Consider the following 22,355-nt stretch of genomic DNA (forward strand, 5'->3'; position numbering starts at 1 on the left):
GTAGTTAAAGTTGTAAATGATTCTGTAAAAAATCTATCTGGTAGTGCTATTAAAATGCTTAATTTCATGGATGAAGAAGTTTCTCTAAATTATGAGATTATTATGGGTACAGGTAAAGAATATATAGGTGATGCAGAAAATTTCAATAAATTTATGAAGGAATTTGATGAGACAGCGCAACATTTAAATACATCAATAAATGGGATTGCGGTTGCAATAGATCAAGTGGCAGGGACCGTTAATGAGGGTGCACAAGGTATAGTTAGTATTTCTGATAAAAGCATCGATATTGTAAATAAGATGGAAGAAATAAAAAATACTACCGTTGGTAACAAAATTAGTGCACAAAAATTAAGAGATATAGCCTCCAAATTTAAAATATAATACACATGAAAAAAGGACTAGAATATTATTTTAACGGGTTCCGTTTTGAAGTTCTTTTATTGATATATCATTGATGTTAGCTTACGGAATCACACTAATATATTAATTAACTAATCTACTATTTAAGCAAAAAACACAGGGCATTTCGCCTGTGTTTTTTACTTAGTATTGGGCTATGTTTAAAAATATCGTTAAAACAAAACAATTTCTAAGGGGAATCAAATATCTTACCTTAATTCACATAATACGTATATTTAGAACTATACTTTATATTTTATAGTATCATTTTTTATATTGTCACTTTTCACATTATCTTCTTCTTTTAATCGGTTGTACCTATTCTTGTTTTTAACCCAACCCAAATAATTGTATGTTCCTAATACAACACCCATTAACAAATAATCAAGTAATTGTTGTTGCCTTAGTTCATATCCATACCCGTTGTGTTGGCACAATATAATAACTATTCCTAACTTAAACAAGTTGATGTCAAATAATCTAAAATCGTTGTGTTGGCACAATATAATAACTATTCCCAATATACCCGTTATAACAGTATAAGAAATAATATTAATAATGATATATGCTATAAGAATAAATAGCAAGCTCGGTCATTCCTCCCTCGCAAATACCTCTGGGCTTATTTTTACATTAATGTAAAAATAAGCTGATGGGAAGAGTTCAAGAGGATATTTAATATAGGAAGGAGTATCCGCAAGTAGGAGATCCACTAGTATTATAATTAAAACTTGAGAAGCAAAATGAGTGATTTTAGTATAACCATAAACGGTTATATAAATAATTCACTATTATTTTGGCATAGATATGGTAGGCTGTTAATATCGAACTTAAGATAACGAGTTTAAAGATATTTAGAATTATAAGTATTTAAGAAGTTATTTAAAACTTAAATAAACTTTGCCCCTTTTAATTTTAGCAAAATGTTGTATAATAGAATATATGAGAACGCATGTTTGATTTTCGGCAACGTGAAAAATAGTATCATAGCCGATAGAAGTAGTTTAGGAAGAATTTAAATGGATGAGCTAAAAAAATATTCGAAAAAACGTTTGAAAATATTAAACACTTTAAAGATGATGATATAGAGTTTTGGTATGCAATTGCAGAAAGTTTTTGAATATACTTAATGGAGAAATTTTAATCAAGTTATAGAGAAAGCACAAGTTACTTGTGATATTAGTAATAATAATGTGTTAGACCATATTGCTGACGTCAGCAATATGGTTTCGGCTATTGATTTAGAGACAATGCAACCAAAGTAATTTGATAAATTAAGATTGGTTTATATCAGAATGCTGAGGATGCGGTGTTTAAGGCTTTAGGGGTTGAATGAATACCAGATATGGAGGAGAAAATGACTAATAAACTGGATAAAAAAAGTAATAATGACAATAAAAATAAGTTTCAAATTCGTAACAGCACTGCAGAGTTTTTAATTTTCACTTCACAAGTAGGTGAAGAATCTATTGATGTAATGGTTGTAGATGAAAATGTATGGATGACGCAAGATATGATTGCAATGCTTTATAAAAAAGGGCGTTCAACTATTACAGAACATTTAAAAAACATTTTTACTGATAGTGAATTAGATGAAAATTCAGTATGTCGGAAATTCCGACGAACTGGAGTAGATGGAAAAGAATATAATACTAAATTTTATAATTTAGAAGCTGTTATTGCTGTTGGATTCAGGACTAATTCTGATAGAGCAATTCAATTTCGTCAGTGGGCAATTAGTATTCTAAAAGATTTTTCTATTAGAGGTTATGTAATTGATAAAGAAAGGCTTAAAAATGGAACATTTTTAAACGAAGAATATTTTGATCACTTGATTGAAGAAATTAGAGAAATTAGGGCCAGCGAAAGAAGATTTTATCAGAAAATAACCGATATTTATGCCACGGCAATGGATTATACGAATACTGCTATAACAACAAAAACTTTTTTTAAAATTGTACAAAACAAACTTCATTTTGCAATCCATGGCAAAACTGCGGCTGAGCTTATTGTAGGTAGAGTAGATTCAGAAAAAGAAAATATGGGACTTACAAGTTGGAAAAATTCACCTGGCGGTAAAATATTAAAGAAAGATGTTTCTATTGCTAAAAACTATTTAACCATAGATGAGATGGATTCACTAAACAGGATTGTTACTATGTATCTTGATTATGCTGAAAATCAAGCTAGAAGAAAAATACCAATGACGATGGAAGATTGGGCGCTGAGGCTTAATGCTTTTTTACAATTTAATGAATATGATTTACTAAATAATTCTGGAAAAGTTACGGCTAAAGTGGCTAAAACCTTTGCAGAAAGTGAATTTGAAAAATATAGAATCGTGCAGGATAGATTGTTTGAAAGCGATTTTGACAGGCTTTTAAAGGAGACTGAAAAAGATTAGTAGCAAGTGGGTCGCTTTGCACCCCACTAGGGTAACTGTGACTTGGGAGAAATAGTAAACGAATCAATTGAAATTTAGAGTGAGCATCAGTGGCTGAAGTAGTAGCTATTGGTGCTTATTTCGCTGTAGGTTCTAGCCCTAGTATCATTGAATTCAATAAGGTAGACTTAAAATACAATTTCAAAGAAGTAGAGCTTGGTTGAAATTTTATCTAAAATCTATCATAATGATTTTTTAAAATCACAGTTTTTAAAAATATATGAATGCAAGGGTGAAAAAGGAATTGCAATTAAAGTTATAGAAAAATTAATTGGAATAAATAACATACTTGAAAAGTATCAACAGCATTTTGCCTACAGGGTACGCGATGAAATAGTATTTTATGTTATCTATGCTGCGACGAATGTGTTATTCTCCTTTAATAAAGCCATGGGGTGTGGAGGGATTTAATAGAAGGCCTAGGGATGTAATTGGGAGGATATTTAATATCGGAAGGCGTGTCCACAAATTAGACATCCCTTAAAACTTGTTTAAATTGCAAAGGCGAAGGAGTTTTAGCATAACTAAGTCATAATTTTTTCAGAGTAACAGAGACCTTCAATTATAAATGACTTTTTCCTGTTATTGATTAATCAGGTGGTAGTTTAACTATATGTTGTCTTACTTATCTTAATTGACGATTCTTGTAATATTATCAAAAAAAATAAATATTATTATAATATAATAATATTAAAGGGTGTTTATCATAGAGGATAATTCTATTTGCATGCAGCCAACAAAAGAATTTTTTATTAGTTATATTATAAGAGATATTTCTTTAGAGATGGCAATAAAGGATTTAGTAGATAATTCGATAGAAGCTGCTAAATCAATGTCTAACAGTGTATTTCTAAAGGGTTATAAAATTGAAATTATATTAAATAAGAATAAGTTCATTATTAAGGATAATTGTGGAGGGATATCTAGGGAAGATGCAAAGCATTATGCTTTTACTTTTGGTCATATTAGTCTTTCAGAAGGAAAAAGAAAAGATGTAAATCACTTTGGAATTGGTATGAAGAGAGCATTATTTAAAATTGGTAACAACATTAAAATTGAATCTATTAGCAAAGGTGATCATTTTACTATAGATTTAGACGTAAACAATTGGATGAAAAAACTTGAGTGGAATATCGAATTAAATGATGTTGTACCACATAATAGCAATGCCATCGGTACTATGATTGAAGTTAGACAATTAAATAAAGTAATATCAAACTATTTTTCAGATAATAAATTTATCTTTAAGTTAAAGGGATTATTAAGTAAAACTTGTAAACAAGCATTAGAAAATGGCATGATAATTAGTCTAAATGATACACCTCTAAGTTATGATGACAATGATATTGAGGTATTTAGGGAAAAGACTAAGATAATTGATTTCAGTGTTGAAATTGTTATAAAAAAAGGTGAAAGTAACATAAGAAATGCTGGTTGGAATATTTATTTAGATGAGATGCTAGTTGTAGAGGCAGATAAAAGTGAGCTTACAGGATGGAATTGCTCCAAATTAAGAGAAGGATTTTCATCACCGTTTTTCGAAGAAAAGTTTAATTGTTTTAGAGGCTTCGTATATGTAAAGGGTAAGAATAAAAATACAAAGTTACCATTTACAACTACTAAAAATGGCTTAGATACAAGCACTCAATCATATTTAGAGCTTAAAGGGTTTATTGTTGAGGTTATGACCAAAGCTCTTCCTAAATTTGATGATGATGATTTGGTAAATATTAGATACCGAAAGTCTAAAGAGGAAGTTGAAAAGTTAAAAAGAATTTTAAAAGTAAAATATGCTAAGAGTGTAGGGGAGAAAACATATGATGAATATATAAGAATTAATAAAATCAAAGTATGAAAAATTTATTAAATACGACTGTTGTTTTTAAAAATGGAAATGGATTTTCACTCCTTATTCCGAAATAATGAATTGTGAGAGAAATTAAGGCTTCAGTTTTGAAAACCTTTATCAAACTTAGGCTTAAGATTATTCGGAAAATTCAGGTGGGTAATAGAAAATAGTGAGCAGAATTTTTTTACCATTGAAAAGTTACCTATGGAATAGAGATAAGATTTGTGTAAAAACAAGTCTTTTTTCTTTTAGGTAGAGAGGTAGATATTAGTGAGTAGGTATAAGCATTTTTGTATTGGGTCAGTGTGGTGTTTGATTTTTGTGATATAAATGGTTTTGCTGTAGAATCATACTACAATATATGGAAATTGAGGGCGGAATAGTGTTATAATTAATTGATATAAAAAATGCAAAGTAAAGAAAGAGGAGAACTATAATATTGAATATTGAAAAAAATCTTATTCTTATAAAGGATGAAGATAAAACAGATAGGATTATTTATTGTGAAAATAGTAAGGGCAAGTGTAAGGTTACATTTGATAACAATAAAACATATACATATAACCGCGCTAATGTTAATTGGATTAGAAATCCTATTGAGATAAATGCAGAAACTAATATTATATATGAAAATAATCAACCTATATCAGGTGCTATTAAAATCCTTAAGTTTGAAGAGCACGTTAAAGTGTGCTTTAAATCTGGTTATAAAAAACTTTACCACATATCCAATATAAAAATAGAAGAAACCTGTTTAAAAAATGAAGCTTCAAATAACTGCTTTGAGTATTTAAAAAAATTAGCCGCAAAAGTTAGTATAACTTTAAATGATGATAGCAGTTTTTTGAGCAAACAGTACAATAGAATAAAAAATATTAGTCCAAGAAGTGTTTTATCAGCATATTTAACTTCACAAGATCTTGAAAAAAGAGTAAATGGGAACCAAATAATATTTCCATTTGGTTTTAATCTTAGCCAAAAGAGTGCAACAGAAAAAGCTTTAACTAATCAAATAAGTGTTATTGAGGGGCCTCCTGGAACTGGTAAAACACAGACCATTTTAAATATTATTGCAAATGCTATTATTAATAATAAAACTGTTGCTGTTGTTTCTAACAATAATTCAGCCACCGCAAATGTACTAGAAAAGCTAGAAAAGTATGGATTGGATTTTATTGCAGCATATCTAGGAAATAGAGAAAATAAAGATAACTTCTTCGCTTTTCAGAATTCTTTTTATCCGGATATGAATGATTGGAAGTTAGAGAAGGAAAAGTTGAAAATAGTAAAAAACAACTTAGTGGTTTCTCAAAAAAATCTGGATGACCTGCTAGATAAACAAAACAAAATAGCCAAGTTAAAACAAGAGCTATCTGAATTAACTGTTGAGCTAGAGTATTTCAACAAATATTATGAAGAAAAAAAAATTGATATAATGCCATATCATTCTTTATTTAAGCAAAACTCAAATGGAGTAATGTCATTACTATTAGATTACGAAATCATTATAGAAAAACATGGTGTATTTAAATTTAGGCATATGCTGAAAAACTTAATTAGGTATGGTATAACAAGCTTTAAATTTTATAAAAATTCTAATGAAAATATAGTAGAATTTTTTAAAAAAATCTACTATGAATTAAGAATAGAAGAGCTAAATAAATCTATTAACTTTTTAAATAACATATTAGAAAAGGCTGATTTTGAAAATTTAATGAAAGTATATAGTGAAAACTCCATGGAAGTGCTTAAAGCTAATTTAGCTCAGAAATTTATAACAAAAATTAGTAGACCAATATTTTCAATAGATGCACTATGGAAAAACTTTGAAGATTTCCAAAAGGAATATCCAGTAATACTTAGCACCACTCATTCATTAAGGAGCTGTGCCAGTGAAAACTATTTATTTGATTATGTTATTGTGGATGAAGCATCTCAGGTTGATATTGTAACTGGTGCACTAGCCCTTTCCTGTGCTAAAAATGCAGTTATTGTTGGGGATTTAATGCAACTACCTAATATTGTTTCTAAAGACATTAAAAATATAAGCAATATGATTTTTGAAGAGTACAACTTAGATAAAGCCTACAGTTATGCTGAAAATAGTTTATTGTCTTCAATAACAAATTTGTACAGAGATATTCCGAAGACCTTACTTCGAGAACATTATAGATGCAATCCTAAAATTATAGGATTCTGTAATAAAAAATTCTATAATAATGAGTTAATTATATTAACCAGTGAAAGTTTGGATGATAAGCCACTTTTAGTATATAAAACAGCTACTGGAAATCATGCCAGAGGGAAGCTGAACCAAAGACAAATAGATGTAATACTTGAGGAAATAATACCAAAATTAAATTTAGAAAAATCTCCTAAAACAGTAGGCATTATTTCGCCTTACAGATTACAAACTGAGGAGTTAAAGAAGTTAATTAAAAATGAGAGTATTGAAGTTGATACAGTACATAAATTTCAAGGAAGAGAAAAAGACACCATTATTTTAACTACAGTAGCAAATGAAATAAATGATTTTATAGATGATCCTAATCTCATAAATGTTGCAGTATCACGCGCAGAAAACAAGCTAATCCTTATAGTTTCTGATAGCAATATATCGAGAGAAGATAGTAATATAGGAGATTTAATAAAATACATACAATATAATAATTTTGAAATTATTAATAGTACCACATTTTCAGTATTTGATTTACTTTATAGCAGTTATTCTAAAAAACTATTGGAAGTATTAAATAAGAACAAAAAAGTTTCTGAATTTGCTTCTGAAAATCTAATGAATATGGTGATTGAAAAAGTTTTAATTAGAGATGAATTTAAAGCTCTTGATAGGGTATTACATCAACCGCTTAAAATGTTAATTAAAGACACATCTAAGTTAACAGAGGTGGAATATAAATTTGCTATGAATATTTTAACTCATACTGATTTTATAATTTTTAGTAAGATAGATAAAACGCCGGTGCTTGTGGTTGAAGTTGATGGGTATGCTTTCCATGCTAATAATAAAGTACAATTAATGCGTGATAAAATGAAGGATGAGATACTAAGTAAATATAGCATACCTATATTAAGGGTAGGTACAAATGAGAGCGGAGAGGAGTTAAGGTTATATAACAAGCTTTGTGAGGTATTAAAGATTAAAAGTGATTAGGCATTATTTAAATTATAAAAATAAAGGATGATTAATTGGTGTATAGTATGTTTGAAAAATTCACTGAAAGTAAGATGGATTCAAAAGAGTATATCCATATCGAAGAGTATAGGCATGGAGGAATGTCAAGTGGGATGATTGATCCGGGATTTTGGCTAAATACTGCACTTCCTTTATTAATAGAGCGTTTCAATAGATTAATTTAATTAAATTAATTAAATTAATAGGTAGGAATTTGATTTTGATAGATGTGATGAACATATATTAGATATCCTAGCACCATTTTAAATTAGCAGGGAGACTAAATTACATTTATGAGATAAATTAAATAACAGAAAAAATAAAGAATTATATAAAGCGAGAGTGGGTATTATGATATTAAAAGCATCATGATACCTTTTTAGAAACGGCACATTATACACATATATGATAGGTGCCGGGTATCTTTTATCATTTTCACAATCAAATAAATGGGGGTCAAACTATGGATACTTTAAAACAAGCGGTTGAAGAATTTTTAAAATCAAAGAAATACATATATGGTTTTAACAAAGATACAGTAGAAAGACTTCTTAGAGGAAATTCAACAAAGGAATTAAAAAAGCAGGGTGAGAAGGTTAAAATAACACCTTATGCTTTTTTGAATCAGGGAGATGTAAGGCAATGTGAAAACATGCCTGTTGATGATCCATCAATTTGGGATACTGTTGGCTCCGGAATAAAAGAATCTACTTTTTCTTATGTTAAGGAAAAAAATATACCAATTGCAATATATAAGAGTTTTGTTAATTTTCTTCGTGAAAAATATGGGGTAAATATCCTATTGGAATTTCCACCCCTATTTGAGTCCTCTTTCGACAGGCAGATGTTTATAGTAAAGGCGCTACATGAAAAAGGTGTGGGCGTTACTAAGTTGGAGGAAAAACTCTGGATAAGTGATAGAACTATAGAGGAAGATCTACATGTTTTGAGGGAGCAGGAAGGAATCTCTTTTCTTGGACAAAGAGTGAAGATAAATGGTATACAAAGAAAGAATGGTGTTATTGAATTTAAATCTACTGTTCATCCGGTATTCCTTGCTTTAAACCTTACGCAGGTTGTTGTGATGCTGGAAGGGCTTAAGAATATGATGAAAGAGGAAGCTTATAAGGGTTATGCATTTAGGCTTGCAGTGAGTATATGGAAGGAACTTTCAGATTACGGCAGAAGAAGGATTAGTGAAGTTTCGGAAATGCTTTCTTTGGATATTAATTGGTATGATGAGCTAAGTAATAGTAAAAATCCTGATTTGTTTTTTACTGAGGATGAATGCTCTGATGAAACAGGTCTGGGTAATATATTAAATTTTTATAAAAATGGAGAAGAGTGCGCTATTGAATATAGTGATTCGGATGGAAAGCCCAAAATAATATATCCTTGCCATATAAGAAACTATGATTTTGACACAAAGGAGGTAACTATCAGTATTAATACTGAAACATTTATTTTGAAGGCTGGAGTTATATTAAATATAAGAAAAAATCTAAAAGATATATATTAATAAAAATGAAGCTCAGCTTCAATGCCGTTGTCTTTCAAAAGAGTTATCCTTATATCATGAGCTACAGGGGATATGCTACTAGTTAGAAAACGGCTTTTTAATTGCAAAAATACTCATAAATAACAAAGTTATTAGATAATTAACCCATTAGGGAATAAAAATTCATGGAGGTATGTAATATGTTAAATAATTTTAAAAGACCAGAAGAAAGTGCTAAATTTGGAAGTGTGTTAGAGGAATACAAAGTTAAAATGGAGGAAGTTTTAGATGAATTATCAGGAGGAACAAAGAATCTGCAAGAGGTAAAGGATTTTATTAGTTCTCTTATTAAAGAGCAAGATGAAAAGGGGTTTTGGGCTCTTATACCAAGTCCAAAGGTTGATTCTGACATTAGGGTTCTTTACTGGTATGAACCAACCTATATTGCTACAGCCATTATGATGAAGTTTTATATGCAGCATAAAAATGAAAGCATAGCAATTGAAGGCTTTGATACTGCTTTGAAAATGGGACTAGTGGCTTCCACGGGAAGAGGGTTAAAGGGTCATGGGCATGACGATATAGAGGGACGTTTAAGTGCTCTACAAATATTATCAAAAGGAGAAGTTCTAAAGTTTGTTGAAAATTACCCGGAAATGTCACCTGAGTTTTCAAGAATGATTAAAGCTATAACTAATTGGCTTGAGGGTGCTATAAAGACAGACAAAACAAAGGGCGATCGGGGTGAAGATTATAAGACTGATATGGTAAAAACCTTTGAATTACTAAATATAGATAATAAGGGCATAAAGGTTTTTGTTTATGGCACTCTTATGAAAGGAAATAGTAATTATGAAAGCTTCTTAGGGAATGCGTATTTTATGGGTAAATTTATAGCTGAGGGGTTTGCATTATACGATTTAGGGAGTTATCCAGGAATAATTCATAGTGAATCTGATAAGGTAAAAGGTGAGCTATATAGTATAGATAGTAAAATATTAAAGAATTTAGATAGGCTTGAGGGGGAAGGGAGCTTATATTTAAGAGAATTAATTAATGTAGTTAATGATAATAATGAGGTAGAAGAGGCATATATTTATGTGTATAATCAAAATGTTTCAACCAAAGTCAAAGTAAGTTATGAAAACCAACCTTGGCGAATTATTAAAACAAATGATTATATTTGGTATGCTAGTTATGGATCTAATCTACTTTATGAAAGATTTATAACTTACATTAAAGGCGGAGTTAGTAAATTAAATGGAGTGAATTATAAAGGCTGTAGGGATAAATCACTACCAAAAGATAGTAGACCAATAACTATTCCATATAAAATGTATTATGGTAACAAAAGTTCCTCCTGGGGAGATGCAGGGGTTTCATTTTTAGATATTGAGGTTAAAGGACAAGCTCTAGGTAGGATGTACCTTATTACTAGAAGTCAGCTTGAAGATATTTCGCGTCAAGAGGGACGGGGAGAGATTTGGTACAATCATTCTGTTAAATTAGGTGAGCAGGATGGAATTGAAATTATAACTATTACAAACATAGGTAGGAGATCATTTCACAAGCCTTCTAATGGATACCTTGATGTAATTAGAAGAGGTATAAAGGAAACATATCCTAATATGGATGATTTTGATGTAATGAAGTATTTGGTTGAGTAACAAGGATGATAATTAGTGTTAAGTGTGGTTGGTAAGAAGAATATATTTGATTAGTTAATGAAATTTAGTTGTATAAATAGCACCTATCAAATTGTAAAATTTCAATTTGATAGGTGCTTTTTAGTAAAAAAAAGGTGGACTAATTGAATTGGTGGGGTGGATAGTAAATAATAGTTTCATATAAAGGGTTTTAAGATAATTTGTAGAATATGGTATATATATGTAAAAATAATAATTTAAGTTAATTGATATGAAAGAAGTAAATAGTAAGTAATCAAATTTATATGAGAAGAATTTTTATGTCATGATGGTAAATTCTATGGCTTCCATTAATTTTACAGTTAATTATGATTTAATATATTATAAAGGAGTTAAATTATGAGAAAATTATCTACAGATTTTATAAATGACCTTATAGGTGGTAAACTAAAGAGCTTTCTAACCTGCGTTAAAGAGGATGACACATTAAGCCTTGAAATTCGTGATAATTATATTAATATCTACTATCGTGGTGGTAATATTTTTAAGATTAAGCAGTGTAATACTGGATATGGGGTACAGTTTGATAAAAATTACTGTAATAAATACAAAGATATAATAGCGGATATTAAATCATGTGAGTATGAAAAGTGGACAGACAATATTCCATTCTTAAAAGCAGATATGGATGCATGGTTTTATAAAAATCCAAAACTTGAAAGGGAATATCAGCAGCTTGTTTTGCGTGAAAATAATTGCAGCAGTATTGCAAACGATACTGATTATTTCATCATAGATATTGAATATGCCAACTCTGAAAATGGAAGTAGATTTGATTTGCTTGGTGTTAAATGGATATCAACAGCTAGTAGTCGTAAAAATGCAGATGATATTCGCCTTGTTTTTATTGAGAAAAAATATGGTGATAACGCTCTTTCTGGTGGTGCAGGAATAAAGAAGCATTATGAGGATTTATATAAATTTTTAAGTGATAAAGTTAAAGTTAAAGCTATTTATGAAGAGGTTGAAACAATCTTTAATCAAAAAATGGAACTGGGTCTTATTAAAGATGTTAATAAGACAATTAAGCTTTCTGAAAATAAACCAGAATTCATATTGTTATTAGCTAATCATAAGCCAGTAAAATCTGTTTTAAAAAGAGAATTAAAAGAAGTGATAAATTCTCCTTACTATAATGATTTAAAACAAATGGTTGATATGAAAATTGCAAAAGCTTCATATATGGGTTACGGACTATATAGTGAATTGATGGTTGATATTGAGGTATTTGTTAATGAAAATTAATATAATTAGGGGACAAAATCAAATCGGTGGAAATATAGTTGAAATCACAACTAACACTACTAAAATATTGCTAGATATTGGTTGTGAACTTGAAAGTAAAAATACAGAGCTACCTAATATAGAGGGGCTATTCGATTGTAAAGGATATGATTCTATATTTATAACACATTATCATGGAGACCATATGGGGCTTGCTTATAGTATTTATGATGAAATTCCACTTTATATTGGAGAAAACAGTTATAAAATAATAAAGGCGTCCGATGAGTATAAAGCAGTCAAAACAATATCTCCAACTGGGTTTATGGTACATAAAACACCAGTACAAATTGGAAATATGACGGTCACACCATATCTTTGTGACCATTCTGCTTTTGATAGTTATATGATTTTGGTTGAAGCTGAGGGAGAAAGTGTTCTTTATACCGGGGATTTTCGTTCTAACGGTAGAAAACCATTTGAGTGGCTACTCAAGCAATTACCAAGGTCAGTGGATACCCTGATTTGTGAAGGGACAACACTCTCAAGAGAAGGTTTTAAAAATGAAACAGAGCAAGAGTTGGAAACCAGAGCAGTAGAATTGTTTTCTAAGAATAATGCACCGATATTTGTATTACAATCCTCAATGAATATTGATCGCATTGTTACCATATTTCGTGCGGCTAAGAGATGCAATAGATTACTATTACAGGATCTATACATGGCTGAAATAACTAATGCTATTGGTGGTAGCATACCAAATCCTAATTCATTTCCTGAAGTGAAAACTTTTATTACAAGAGCATATAACAAGGAACATTTTAGATATAAGTTATTTAACAAATATGGCATGAACAAAATCAGTAAGGAACAAATTTCAAAGTCAAAGTTTGTGATGTGTGTAAGGACATCAATGGGTGAGTACTTAAAAACCCTAAGTAAAAAAGTATCATTTAAAGGTGGATTACTTATTTATTCCTTTTGGAGTGGATATAAAGAACAACCCGAAATGAAAGAGTTTTTAAAAGACTGTGAGGATTTGGGACTTGAAATTATCATATTACATACCAGTGGACACGCTGATCCACAAACTATAAAGGAACTTATTAAGCATACCAATCCAACTAGGATAGTCCCAATTCATACTAAAAATGCTGCATGGTTTGAAGCTGAATATGGTGATAAGACAATAAAATAGAAATTATAACTGAAAGTGTTTACAGCAAATCTATCTTGATATCAGGAGGTAAATTATGAGCATGGTAATAATATATACACCAAAGGGTAAAAAAACTAGTTTTGCAATTGCAGGGGGAAAGAATGCTATAACTTCTTTCAAAGAAATGAGATTCACTGATGAGCAATTAGATGTTTGTATTCCTAGAGAGGATAAGTTACAGTATCTTAATGACAAGAAATATGGAAGCTATGGAAGCATGACTCTTTTTTCTTCTCTTTATTCGTTTTTTTCAAATGATAAACCTCTGATTTTATATACTACTGTTGCTCTCATTGAGAATATTAAAGCAGTTATTAAGGTTACATATGTTTTAAAGGTTAATATGAAAATTGTAGCTAAGTCTAAAATAAATTAATGATAAAAATAACACTAGCAAGATCCCAGAAGGTGCTTTGGCAGGGGTAACTGTATCAGTTCGCAAGAGAATACGGACTTCCAGCGGTAGTAAGTGTGGAGAATGCTACAAAACTTATAAAGGACGGACAGAGAATTTGAGTAAATGGAACAGAAGGATATGTAGAAATACTCCATTGAAAATAATTAAGGTGCTGCTATGATGAATGGAAATAAAAAGGCTATGAGCAAGTAGGCTGCAAAGACTTGATTTCTGCTAACTATCCGACTGTACACTTTGTATAGTGGTACCAGCTAAGGCATCAAGTCCGTCCATTCTTTACTAATTTAGATATATCATTAGGCGTAGTATTTTGATAAACATGGCTTATACTATTTTCTTGTATTGTTATATGAACCTGGGAAATTTAAGCTAACTGCTACTGACTTAAAAACCCTAATAACCTTACTGCCGCATATTTTACACGTTTCTAATGGTTTATCATTTATAGATGCTTCAACATCGATTCCAACGATATTTTTGCAATCCTCATTTGTGCATTTATATGAATATGTCACATTATTCCTCCTCACTATTCTTTTTATTGAAGATAGCATTCTCTTTTAATTTATTTAATTCAATCCTTATTCTTCATCAGCTTTTAATGCTTTTTAATTATATCACAACATTTTAGGTTATAAATATACAATTTGTGATAGTAGTGTAAATACCCAAACAGAGGAGGCATAAAACATGATACAATCCAGCCATAATAATGCTAATAATTTTAGTATGATAACTAAACTTGCTACTTTTTTGCCAATTATGAAAGGTTTTGATAGCAGAGTCCATGTCGAAAAGGGAAGTTATTATACATTCTCTCAAGATTAAGCTTGGTTATATTTTTAAAATAATTATAGGGAACGTATAGAGATTAGAAAAATTAGGGATATGGATGACTTATTAAGTACTAATTTTAGGATATATACTTGAATTTATAGGAATATATTTTTCAGCAAAAATAAATTTACTCCGATATGATTTAGAAATTGCTAAAAATAAAGCTGAACTTAATTATTTTTCAGCTAATTTTGATGCGTTAACAGGAATTGCAAATAGAGCTAATATAATGAAGCAGATTATTGAAACAAAGGAACTTTGCGATAGAAACAAACAAAAGTTTGCGCTGATTATTTTTGATTTGGACAAGTTCAAGATAATGATGAATATGGACATTTACTTCAGATATAGAGATTTTAATCAATCAAGCAGACAGTGCTATGTATGAAGGTAAAAAAAGAAAAGGATGTACATTAAACTTTTTTAAAAAAAACTTGAAACTAACAAATTAACTTATATAACATAAAGAATAATTAGCAACCAAGAAAAGGATACTTTTATAGTGTTAATGAAGTCAAATGATTTTTCTGTAGAAGCTGTAAAGCAAGTAAACTTAAAAGACTTTGAAGGTTATGAAAAAAGGTAGGAATGATATTTTTATAAATCTTACTGCGCCAATATATGAAGCTTATAATAATGAACTTATAATTAATGATGAAATAGATTTTAGCGATATGATAAATAAAGCTACTAAATATGTTCTAGAGGGAAAGTTCAATAAAAAATATAGTTATATAATTGTGGATGAGTATCAGGATATTTCTTTGGCCAGGTACAATTTAATCAAAGCTATTAAGGAATTAAACAATTCAAAACTATTTTGCGTTGGAGACGATTGGCAAAGTATATATAGATTTGCTGGAAGTGATGTAAATTTATTTGTAAATTTTGATCAGTATTTTGGGTTTACAGAAAAAACATATATTGAAACAACCTATAGATTTAATAAAAGTCTTATTGATCTAAGTGGTAAATTCCTATTAAAAAATAAAGGACAAGTAAAGAAGAAACTTAAAAGTTTTAATGATAATGATGATCTGTCATATGAATTATTGTATGGAGATAAAAAAAGTGAACTTACTATATTATTAAAAGAAAGATTAAATTCAATTCCTCTTAAAAGTACAGTGGCGCTCCTGGGAAGATATAAAGACGATTTGAAATTTTTACTTGATGATAATTTTAGGTATAGATATGATTCTCATTTAGGTAAGGGAATAATTTCTTATAAAAATAGAGTTGATTTACAAATAGAATTTTTAACAGTTCATAAGTCTAAAGGATTGCAGGCGGATTATGTTTTCATAGTTAATAACAGTAATGGTAAACAGGGTTTTCCAAGTAAGATGGAAGATGATAAGTTAGGACAGGCCCTTATGGGGAATTTTACGCTTGTTCTAATTATCCCTTATGCAAGCATACAGAAAAAATTAAAGAGAGTAATTTAAAAGGACAAATTCTGCCTAAAGAAATAGTTGAAAATGTCCATGAAGATAAAGAGAAGCGTTTAGTAATAGCCGGTAAAAAATAATGCATTGTTGTAAATAAGTAAGAAGAGGGAGATACATATGGGGTTTTTAAGTGACATGTTCGATGCTAGAAAAATAAAGGGTCCAGTTTTTTATAAGGAATTTAGTGAAGATAATAAACAATTAGCAGATTTAGAGGAACTACTTGAAAAGGTTAAAAGTAAGAAGAAAAATTTAATTAAAAAAGATATTATATTTTTAAAAGCTGGATTAGATGGAGAAAAGAATGTGAATTATGAACTTAAAAATTCTTTTGTTCCAATGATCTGCCTTCATGATATAAGGATAAGCCATGAGGATAATATTGCTCAACTAGATTATGTTTTAGTTACAGAATATTTTACTATGGTTATTGAGACTAAGAAGCTAACTGGGGATATAGTTATTAACGAAGCAGGTGAATTTACGCGGAAATTTAAAAATAATTACGGGAAGGTAATAAAAGAAGAGGGTATGTATAGCCCCATAGCACAAAATAGTAGACATGTTAGGATTTTAGAGGACATGCTTAAAAAGAATGGATTAATAAAAATTAGACCAGTATATTCAATGGTTGTTATTGCTAATCCTAAATCTATAATAAATAGAACTAAGGCTCCAGCTGATATAAAAAATAACATAATAAAACATGATCAAATCACAGATATGTTAAATAAAAAAATAAAAAAGGTAATTCCCAGTGAAAAGATGCGTGAAAGTCAAATGATTGACATAGCAAACTTTTTAATGAAGAATCATACAGAAATAACCTATGATTATTATAAAAAATATGGATTGACTGATGAGGATTTTAAAGAGGACATTAATAGTGAAGTTCAGGGAGAAATTGAAGAAAGCTATGAAAAGGTAGCTGAAATAGATATTGAGCAGCCTGTAGAAAAGACAGTTGAAATAGAGATTCAGAAGCCTATTGAAAAGAAAGCAGATTGCATAGAAAAAAATTATGATCAGTTATATGAAAAGCTAAAAAAATACAGATATGCAAAGTCGCAAGAGGAAGAATTAAAGGCATATTGCATATTTAGCAATAATACGTTGGAAGAAATAATAAAAGTAAAACCTACTTCTAAAGAAGAGCTCTTAAAGGTTCAAGGTTTTGGTAAGGTAAAGGTTGAAAAGTATGGTGAGGATATTATTAATATAATTAAAAATATATAGAGTATTTAGAGTGAGCATCAGTGGCGGCAGTAGTAGCTATTGGTGCTCGTTTTGGGGTAGGTTCAAGCCCTATAATTTATTTCATTTTAATTAAATTAACTTCATTCTTGATTTTTAGTGCCGATTTTATAACTTTCTTAACTTCTTTGTAATCTGCATTTTTGTGATTTATAGTATAGTTATCATCTATATAATTAATGGTATGGAGTTCGTTTTTATGATTACATTTAATCTCTACCCATGTAAAGTCTTCTTTTAGTCCCTGTAGTGTGATTTTAGTAAGTTTATGGTTTTTAAACATAGTATCACCTCTATTTTATTATAGTATGTCTGAGTGGAAAAATAAACAATAAATACTATAAATTACATATAATTTAAAATTATAAATAAAAAGGTATGAGATAATTACATTAAAAAAAGGCGTAACCTCAACACTGGCATGTGAAAATACGGAAACATCAGAAATCCTTAAGTCAGTTATAATTCCATAGATTTGAAAGATCAAATGAGATTAGAGGATGAGAGAATTATATAAAAGATGAATACTTACTGAAACTTATATACCAAAAGCTATCAAAATGTAATCAATATTTTGATAACTGAAGTCACCAGTGTGCGTGGTTCAGTTATCCAAAAAAATAAGACAATAGTTTATTAATTTAACATATTGGTATATAATATTATATAATAGTTTAAATAGGAGGTATTAGATATGGGAAATGAAAATAATGAAATATATGATATGTTTTTAAACTGTACTTATAGTCAATTAAAAAATTTATTTAAGAAAGCAAAGAGTAAAGAAGAGCAGGATTTTTATATTATGTTATCTAATATGGTTCTACAAAGAGAACAAGAAAAGGTCATAGGTAAATAATTATGCCAACATACACAATATTTGCGGGCGCTAATGGTGCTGCAGGCATCCCACTAGGGTAACTGTGACTTGGGAAAAACAGTAAACTGATTAATTGGAATTTAGAGTGAGCATCAGTGGCTGGAGTAGTGGAAAAAAGAAAAGAAACATAGAAAACAGTAAAAGGGATTTCTGAATAAGAGGTCCCTTAAAATATATATAGATTAAAATAGTTAAATAACATATATAGCAATATCTAACAACATAACAAGTAAAGGGTTTTATTATACAAAAGATCTAATTACTAATTTCTACCTTAGCTTAAAAACTAAACCCTTTGTTATTCTTTCAGGAATTTCAGGTACTGGAAAGAGTAAAATAGGAGAACTATTTGCGCAGGTAGTTGGTGCTAATAGAGATAATCAAAGATTTCAATTAGTACCTGTTAGGCCAGATTGGTCAGATGCAACAGGATCTATTAGGCTACAGAAATTTTAAATGATGAAAGAGCAGAATACGGTAAATCTATAATTAAAAGCTTGAGTAAAGAGTTAACTGTGAATTATGGTAAAGGATATAGTCAGGCTAATTTGTTTAATATGGTAAGACTTTATGACTCAATAGAGAGGTTTGAGATTTTACAGACACTGTCTGTAAAATTATCTTGGTCTCATTTAATAAAGTTAATAACAATAGAGGACACTTTGAAAAGAGAGTTTTATATAACTATGTGTGTTAATGAAAGATGGAGTGTAAGAACTTTAAATGAAAGAATTAACTCTATGTTATTTGAACGTACAGCAATTTCCAGAAAACCGGATCAAACAATAATTAATGATTTAAAAGATCTAAATGAAAATAATAAAATGAGTACAGATTTATTCTTTAAAGATCCTTATATTTTAGACTTTTTAGGTTTACAAGATACTTATAGTGAGAAAGACTTAGAAAGTGCTATTTTAGTAGAACTTCAAAAATTCATTTTAGAGATGGGAAGAGATTTTGCATTTCTAGGACGCCAAGTAAGAATAACTGTTGGAGATACTGATTATTATATTGATTTACTATTTTACCATAGAAAGCTAAGAAGGCTTGTAGTTATAGAACTTAAATTAGGTAGATTCTTACCTGAACATAAAGGTCAAGTTGAATTATATTTAAGATGGCTTAAGAAAAATGAAATGGTTGAAGGGGAAGAAGAACCTATAGCAATAATACTATGTGCTGAGAAGAATTCTGAAGAGGTAGAGTTATTAGAATTAAGTGCTAGTGGTATGCATGTAGCAGAATATATGACACAGCTACCACCAAAAGAATTATTACAAGGTAAATTACATGCAGCTATTGAAAGAGCTAAGGATAAGTTTGAATTTAAGGTAATAGAATAGTATATTGTAAGTTTTGTAACTGATAGTTGCGCAATTTGTTTTGCTAGCCAGTAAAACTATTTGAATAATATTTAAATGGTTTTTTACTCGTTGAAATATAATTAATTTAAGTACACTTATATGATATCCACTGGAGCAAGTGGTCTGCAGGCATACCACTAGGGTAACTGTGACTTGGGAAAAACAGTAAATTGATTAATAAGAGTTTAGAGTGAGCATCAGTGGCTGGAGTAGTGGAAAAAGAAAAGAAACATGGAAAACAGTAAAAGGGATTTCTGAATAAGAGGTCCCTTAAAATATATATAGATTAAAATAGTTAAATAACATATCTAGGTTCAGAGATAAATAATAAAAGGTCTAATAGCTATACTGAGTTTTACAGCATACTTAACTAGGTATATGTGAATTTAATGAAATCTATTAATATAGTATTAGCAAAGCCTCATCATGGTTTGATAGTGGATAGTAGGGTATGTAAATATCAAAGCCTAAAGAATACAAGTACGGATACTATAAAATGGCTAGAGAAAAGACCAACTAACTTTGTAGATACCAGAATTGCTAATTATAAAGGTAGAAAACCAATTTTTAGATGATTTAATCCCTTATAATTGAAATTTATGTTATTATTAGTGTATAAATCAACTATAATTTAGTTAACACTTGTAAAATATTGCGTAATAATCAAATGAAATATTCATATGTGATTCTTATTTTTTATACGGGGGGGAGTATTATGAGGAATATTAAAAAAAATAAATTTTGGGCTGATTTTATAAGTTTGTTCGTTACATCTATTATTAGTACTGGTGTGAGTGATTATTTTGAACTTAAAGGAGGAATATTTTCATTAGGTTTTGTTTTACGTTTTGGAATATTCATGATTACCTTTACTATTATGCAATTCCTTATTTCAAAGATTATATATGTATGGAACAAAAACAAAAATAATAAATAGTGAGATGTTACTAACTAAAAACACCATTAATAATTAAACTATAAATACATCAGAATATTCATTTAATGTTCATCTATCACAAAACTACGATAGATGAACAATCGTAATTTATTGCGGTAAGAATGGTTAGTTGTGTTAAGTATTTATCCTATAATAACACAATTTCTTCCACTGTTTTTCCCCTCATACAGTGCTCTATCTGCTTTTTTTATCATATCATTAATGGTTTCATGACTTTCACTAACCGTTACCCCAAAGGTCATGGTAATTGATACTTTAGTTCCATCATACTCCATAGGTTGGCTTCCTATAATTTTCCTAATTCGATCTGCGAGCATATTAGCACCCTCAATTTTAGTTTCAGGAAGTAAGATAAGAAACTCCTCCCCACCCCACCTGCATACAGAGTCATGTTCTCTAACTATATTATGAAGGTTTTGAGATATCATTCTTAGTACACAATCACCACAGTCATGTCCGTGATTATCATTTATTTTTTTAAAAAAGTCGATGTCTGCAATAATGAGTGAAAAATTCTTTTTAGTTTTTTTATATTTTATAAATTCAAGTTCAAGCTTTTCCATAATATATCTTCGGTTATATAGACCAGTTAAGGAATCTGTCTTTGAATCCCACTCCAGCTTCTCTAGGTTATTTTTTAGAGTTAATATTTGAGAGGTTGATGATATTCCAGCAAATACCAGCACATATCCCAAAAATATAAATGCTAAAAATAATAACATACTATAAATGGAATTGAAATTTGTTAAACGTCCGGGGAATGTAATAAAGTTAGTAATTAACAATAAAAATGCAGTAATTGGGTATAAGACCATATACCTTATGGTTTTGTCAGATATTAAATTAAGAATCGTTTTGTAAGGTTTACTTATCCAAAAATAAGATGCTAATAATAATAATATTTGCAGGCAATTTCTAAATACAATCATAAGGTTTTGAAAATAGATAATATTAGCAGTACCTGAAATTAATTCTGCAAATTGGATGGCAATAACAAGCACGATTGTAGAAGATAGCCAAACACTAAACATAGTAAATACTTTCTTTGATATTGATTCTTCAAATACTAAACAAAAATATACTACGTACAAAAATGTAATACAATATAATATATATGTTGCAATTGATGAATTAAGCATATGTCTTGCAACATAATAGCCAATTGAAAAAATAAATAAAGCATTTAATATAAAGGTAGCAATACAGAATTTTATTGATTTAACTCTTGTAAGTAGGGTATGGCCGGTTAAAATGCAAAATAGACTAATAAAAAACGAGGATATCATAGTTGGTGAGATCATACATACTTCTCCTTATATAAATTATTTTAATCCAAATTAATCTATATTTCGTCGCGAAATACATATTTAAGTATACTATTATTATAGTAAGTTGGATATAAAAAAATAAAATTTAGTTATTTTTATTAGCAATCTCAGTCGTTCCTCCTCGCAAATACCCCCGGGGTGCTCATTTTCTAGGGTAACTGTGACTTGGGAAAAATAGTAAATTAATTTTTCGAAATTTAGGGAACAAAGAAAATATTAAATTCTTTTAGATTTAAAGACTAGGGTAACTGAACTAGAACATAAATAGAAGGTAAAGAATGTCTAGATGACATTAATAAATGCCTTTACCTTAAGGAATACACTAATT

23 protein-coding genes and 3 pseudogenes are annotated in these 22,355 nt (G+C 29.4%); 22 read left to right on the forward strand and 4 right to left on the reverse strand.

Going from position 1 to position 22,355, the window contains the following annotated elements; all coding sequences use genetic code 11:
* Window positions 1–384: pseudogene (locus ACREV6_RS02755) on the forward strand (methyl-accepting chemotaxis protein); the annotation flags it as partial.
* Between the two features lie 260 nt (window positions 385–644).
* Here ACREV6_RS02755 and ACREV6_RS02760 read toward each other — a convergent pair.
* Window positions 645–989, reverse strand: a complete 345-nt coding sequence (locus ACREV6_RS02760) for a hypothetical protein (RefSeq protein ID WP_431576504.1) — start codon at window positions 987–989, stop codon at window positions 645–647.
* A gap of 770 nt (window positions 990–1,759) precedes the next feature.
* Between ACREV6_RS02760 and ACREV6_RS02765 the strand changes: the two genes are divergently transcribed.
* The 11 genes and pseudogenes from ACREV6_RS02765 to ACREV6_RS02815 all read left to right on the forward strand — a co-directional run.
* Window positions 1,760–2,806: a virulence RhuM family protein gene (locus tag ACREV6_RS02765; RefSeq protein WP_431576505.1), complete on the forward strand. Its 1,047-nt coding sequence runs from the start codon at window positions 1,760–1,762 to the stop codon at window positions 2,804–2,806.
* A 195-nt stretch (window positions 2,807–3,001) separates the two neighbouring features.
* Window positions 3,002–3,256, forward strand: a complete 255-nt coding sequence (locus tag ACREV6_RS02770; RefSeq protein WP_431576506.1) for a DUF8727 domain-containing protein — start codon at window positions 3,002–3,004, stop codon at window positions 3,254–3,256.
* A 316-nt stretch (window positions 3,257–3,572) separates the two neighbouring features.
* The gene (locus ACREV6_RS02775) at window positions 3,573–4,700 is read left to right on the forward strand and encodes an ATP-binding protein (protein WP_431576507.1); all 1,128 of its coding nucleotides are present in this window, start codon (window positions 3,573–3,575) and stop codon (window positions 4,698–4,700) included.
* A 433-nt stretch (window positions 4,701–5,133) separates the two neighbouring features.
* Window positions 5,134–7,866: a DEAD/DEAH box helicase gene (locus tag ACREV6_RS02780; RefSeq protein ID WP_431576508.1), complete on the forward strand. Its 2,733-nt coding sequence runs from the start codon at window positions 5,134–5,136 to the stop codon at window positions 7,864–7,866.
* Window positions 7,867–7,913: 47 nt separating this feature from the next.
* A complete protein-coding gene (locus ACREV6_RS02785) occupies window positions 7,914–8,072 on the forward strand; it encodes a hypothetical protein (protein WP_431576509.1) in 159 nt (52 codons plus the stop codon).
* A gap of 278 nt (window positions 8,073–8,350) precedes the next feature.
* Window positions 8,351–9,406 carry a hypothetical protein gene (locus ACREV6_RS02790; protein WP_431576510.1) on the forward strand — a complete coding sequence of 352 codons (1,056 nt, stop codon included), beginning with the start codon at window positions 8,351–8,353 and terminating at the stop codon, window positions 9,404–9,406.
* Window positions 9,407–9,585: 179 nt separating this feature from the next.
* Window positions 9,586–11,052 carry a gamma-glutamylcyclotransferase family protein gene (locus ACREV6_RS02795; protein ID WP_431576511.1) on the forward strand — a complete coding sequence of 489 codons (1,467 nt, stop codon included), beginning with the start codon at window positions 9,586–9,588 and terminating at the stop codon, window positions 11,050–11,052.
* 378 nt (window positions 11,053–11,430) lie between these two features.
* Window positions 11,431–12,336: a hypothetical protein gene (locus ACREV6_RS02800; RefSeq protein ID WP_431576512.1), complete on the forward strand. Its 906-nt coding sequence runs from the start codon at window positions 11,431–11,433 to the stop codon at window positions 12,334–12,336.
* Complete coding sequence (locus ACREV6_RS02805; protein WP_431576513.1) at window positions 12,326–13,513, forward strand: MBL fold metallo-hydrolase; 1,188 nt, start codon at window positions 12,326–12,328, stop codon at window positions 13,511–13,513. The genes ACREV6_RS02800 and ACREV6_RS02805 overlap by 11 nt, the downstream gene beginning before the upstream one ends.
* 55 nt (window positions 13,514–13,568) lie before the next feature.
* The gene (locus ACREV6_RS02810; RefSeq protein ID WP_431576514.1) at window positions 13,569–13,910 is read left to right on the forward strand and encodes a hypothetical protein; all 342 of its coding nucleotides are present in this window, start codon (window positions 13,569–13,571) and stop codon (window positions 13,908–13,910) included.
* Between the two features lie 62 nt (window positions 13,911–13,972).
* Window positions 13,973–14,050 (forward strand): annotated as a pseudogene (locus ACREV6_RS02815) (PEP-utilizing enzyme); the annotation flags it as partial.
* A gap of 231 nt (window positions 14,051–14,281) precedes the next feature.
* Here the strand turns inward: ACREV6_RS02815 and ACREV6_RS02820 are convergent.
* Complete coding sequence (locus ACREV6_RS02820) at window positions 14,282–14,467, reverse strand: FmdB family zinc ribbon protein (RefSeq protein WP_431576515.1); 186 nt, start codon at window positions 14,465–14,467, stop codon at window positions 14,282–14,284.
* 175 nt (window positions 14,468–14,642) lie between these two features.
* Between ACREV6_RS02820 and ACREV6_RS02825 the strand changes: the two genes are divergently transcribed.
* The 5 genes and pseudogenes from ACREV6_RS02825 (at window position 14,643) to ACREV6_RS02845 (ending at window position 17,476) form a co-directional block, all read left to right on the forward strand.
* Window positions 14,643–14,780: a hypothetical protein gene (locus tag ACREV6_RS02825; protein ID WP_431576516.1), complete on the forward strand. Its 138-nt coding sequence runs from the start codon at window positions 14,643–14,645 to the stop codon at window positions 14,778–14,780.
* 157 nt (window positions 14,781–14,937) lie between these two features.
* Window positions 14,938–15,177 carry a diguanylate cyclase domain-containing protein gene (locus ACREV6_RS02830; RefSeq protein ID WP_431576528.1) on the forward strand — a complete coding sequence of 80 codons (240 nt, stop codon included), beginning with the start codon at window positions 14,938–14,940 and terminating at the stop codon, window positions 15,175–15,177.
* A 184-nt stretch (window positions 15,178–15,361) separates the two neighbouring features.
* Window positions 15,362–16,237, forward strand: a complete 876-nt coding sequence (locus ACREV6_RS02835; RefSeq protein WP_431576517.1) for a UvrD-helicase domain-containing protein — start codon at window positions 15,362–15,364, stop codon at window positions 16,235–16,237.
* Window positions 16,186–16,320 (forward strand): annotated as a pseudogene (locus tag ACREV6_RS02840) (hypothetical protein); the annotation flags it as partial. The gene ACREV6_RS02835 and the pseudogene ACREV6_RS02840, both read left to right, overlap by 52 nt.
* Before the next feature lie 37 nt (window positions 16,321–16,357).
* Entirely contained in the window at window positions 16,358–17,476 is a 1,119-nt protein-coding gene (locus ACREV6_RS02845) for an HRDC domain-containing protein (RefSeq protein ID WP_431576518.1), read from the forward strand.
* 76 nt (window positions 17,477–17,552) lie between these two features.
* Here ACREV6_RS02845 and ACREV6_RS02850 read toward each other — a convergent pair whose 3' ends face one another.
* A complete protein-coding gene (locus ACREV6_RS02850) occupies window positions 17,553–17,777 on the reverse strand; it encodes a hypothetical protein (RefSeq protein ID WP_431576519.1) in 225 nt (74 codons plus the stop codon).
* A gap of 411 nt (window positions 17,778–18,188) precedes the next feature.
* Here ACREV6_RS02850 and ACREV6_RS02855 point away from each other — a divergent pair, with 411 nt between their 5' ends.
* The 4 genes from ACREV6_RS02855 to ACREV6_RS02870 all read left to right on the forward strand — a co-directional run bounded on the left by ACREV6_RS02855 (window position 18,189) and on the right by ACREV6_RS02870 (window position 20,678).
* A complete protein-coding gene (locus tag ACREV6_RS02855) occupies window positions 18,189–18,353 on the forward strand; it encodes a hypothetical protein (RefSeq protein WP_226174471.1) in 165 nt (54 codons plus the stop codon).
* A 470-nt stretch (window positions 18,354–18,823) separates the two neighbouring features.
* Window positions 18,824–19,720 (forward strand): PDDEXK nuclease domain-containing protein, encoded by an 897-nt coding sequence (locus ACREV6_RS02860; protein WP_431576529.1) that lies wholly within the window; start codon window positions 18,824–18,826, stop codon window positions 19,718–19,720.
* A gap of 410 nt (window positions 19,721–20,130) precedes the next feature.
* On the forward strand, window positions 20,131–20,316 hold the full coding sequence (locus ACREV6_RS02865; protein WP_431576520.1) for a DUF2357 domain-containing protein: 186 nt from the start codon (window positions 20,131–20,133) through the stop codon (window positions 20,314–20,316).
* A 140-nt stretch (window positions 20,317–20,456) separates the two neighbouring features.
* Window positions 20,457–20,678: a hypothetical protein gene (locus ACREV6_RS02870; RefSeq protein WP_431576521.1), complete on the forward strand. Its 222-nt coding sequence runs from the start codon at window positions 20,457–20,459 to the stop codon at window positions 20,676–20,678.
* A 143-nt stretch (window positions 20,679–20,821) separates the two neighbouring features.
* On the opposite strand, the gene ACREV6_RS02875 is transcribed toward ACREV6_RS02870, so the two are convergent.
* Window positions 20,822–21,421, reverse strand: coding sequence for a GGDEF domain-containing protein (locus ACREV6_RS02875; protein WP_431576522.1), 600 nt, complete (start codon window positions 21,419–21,421; stop codon window positions 20,822–20,824).
* 262 nt (window positions 21,422–21,683) lie between these two features.
* Here ACREV6_RS02875 and ACREV6_RS02880 point away from each other — a divergent pair, with 262 nt between their 5' ends.
* Window positions 21,684–21,854 (forward strand): hypothetical protein, encoded by a 171-nt coding sequence (locus tag ACREV6_RS02880; protein ID WP_431576523.1) that lies wholly within the window; start codon window positions 21,684–21,686, stop codon window positions 21,852–21,854.
* The last annotated feature ends 501 nt before the right edge of the window (window positions 21,855–22,355 follow it).

It is taken from the genome of Clostridium sp., assembly GCF_050717515.1.
Lineage (GTDB): Bacteria > Bacillota > Clostridia > Clostridiales > Clostridiaceae > Clostridium_AD.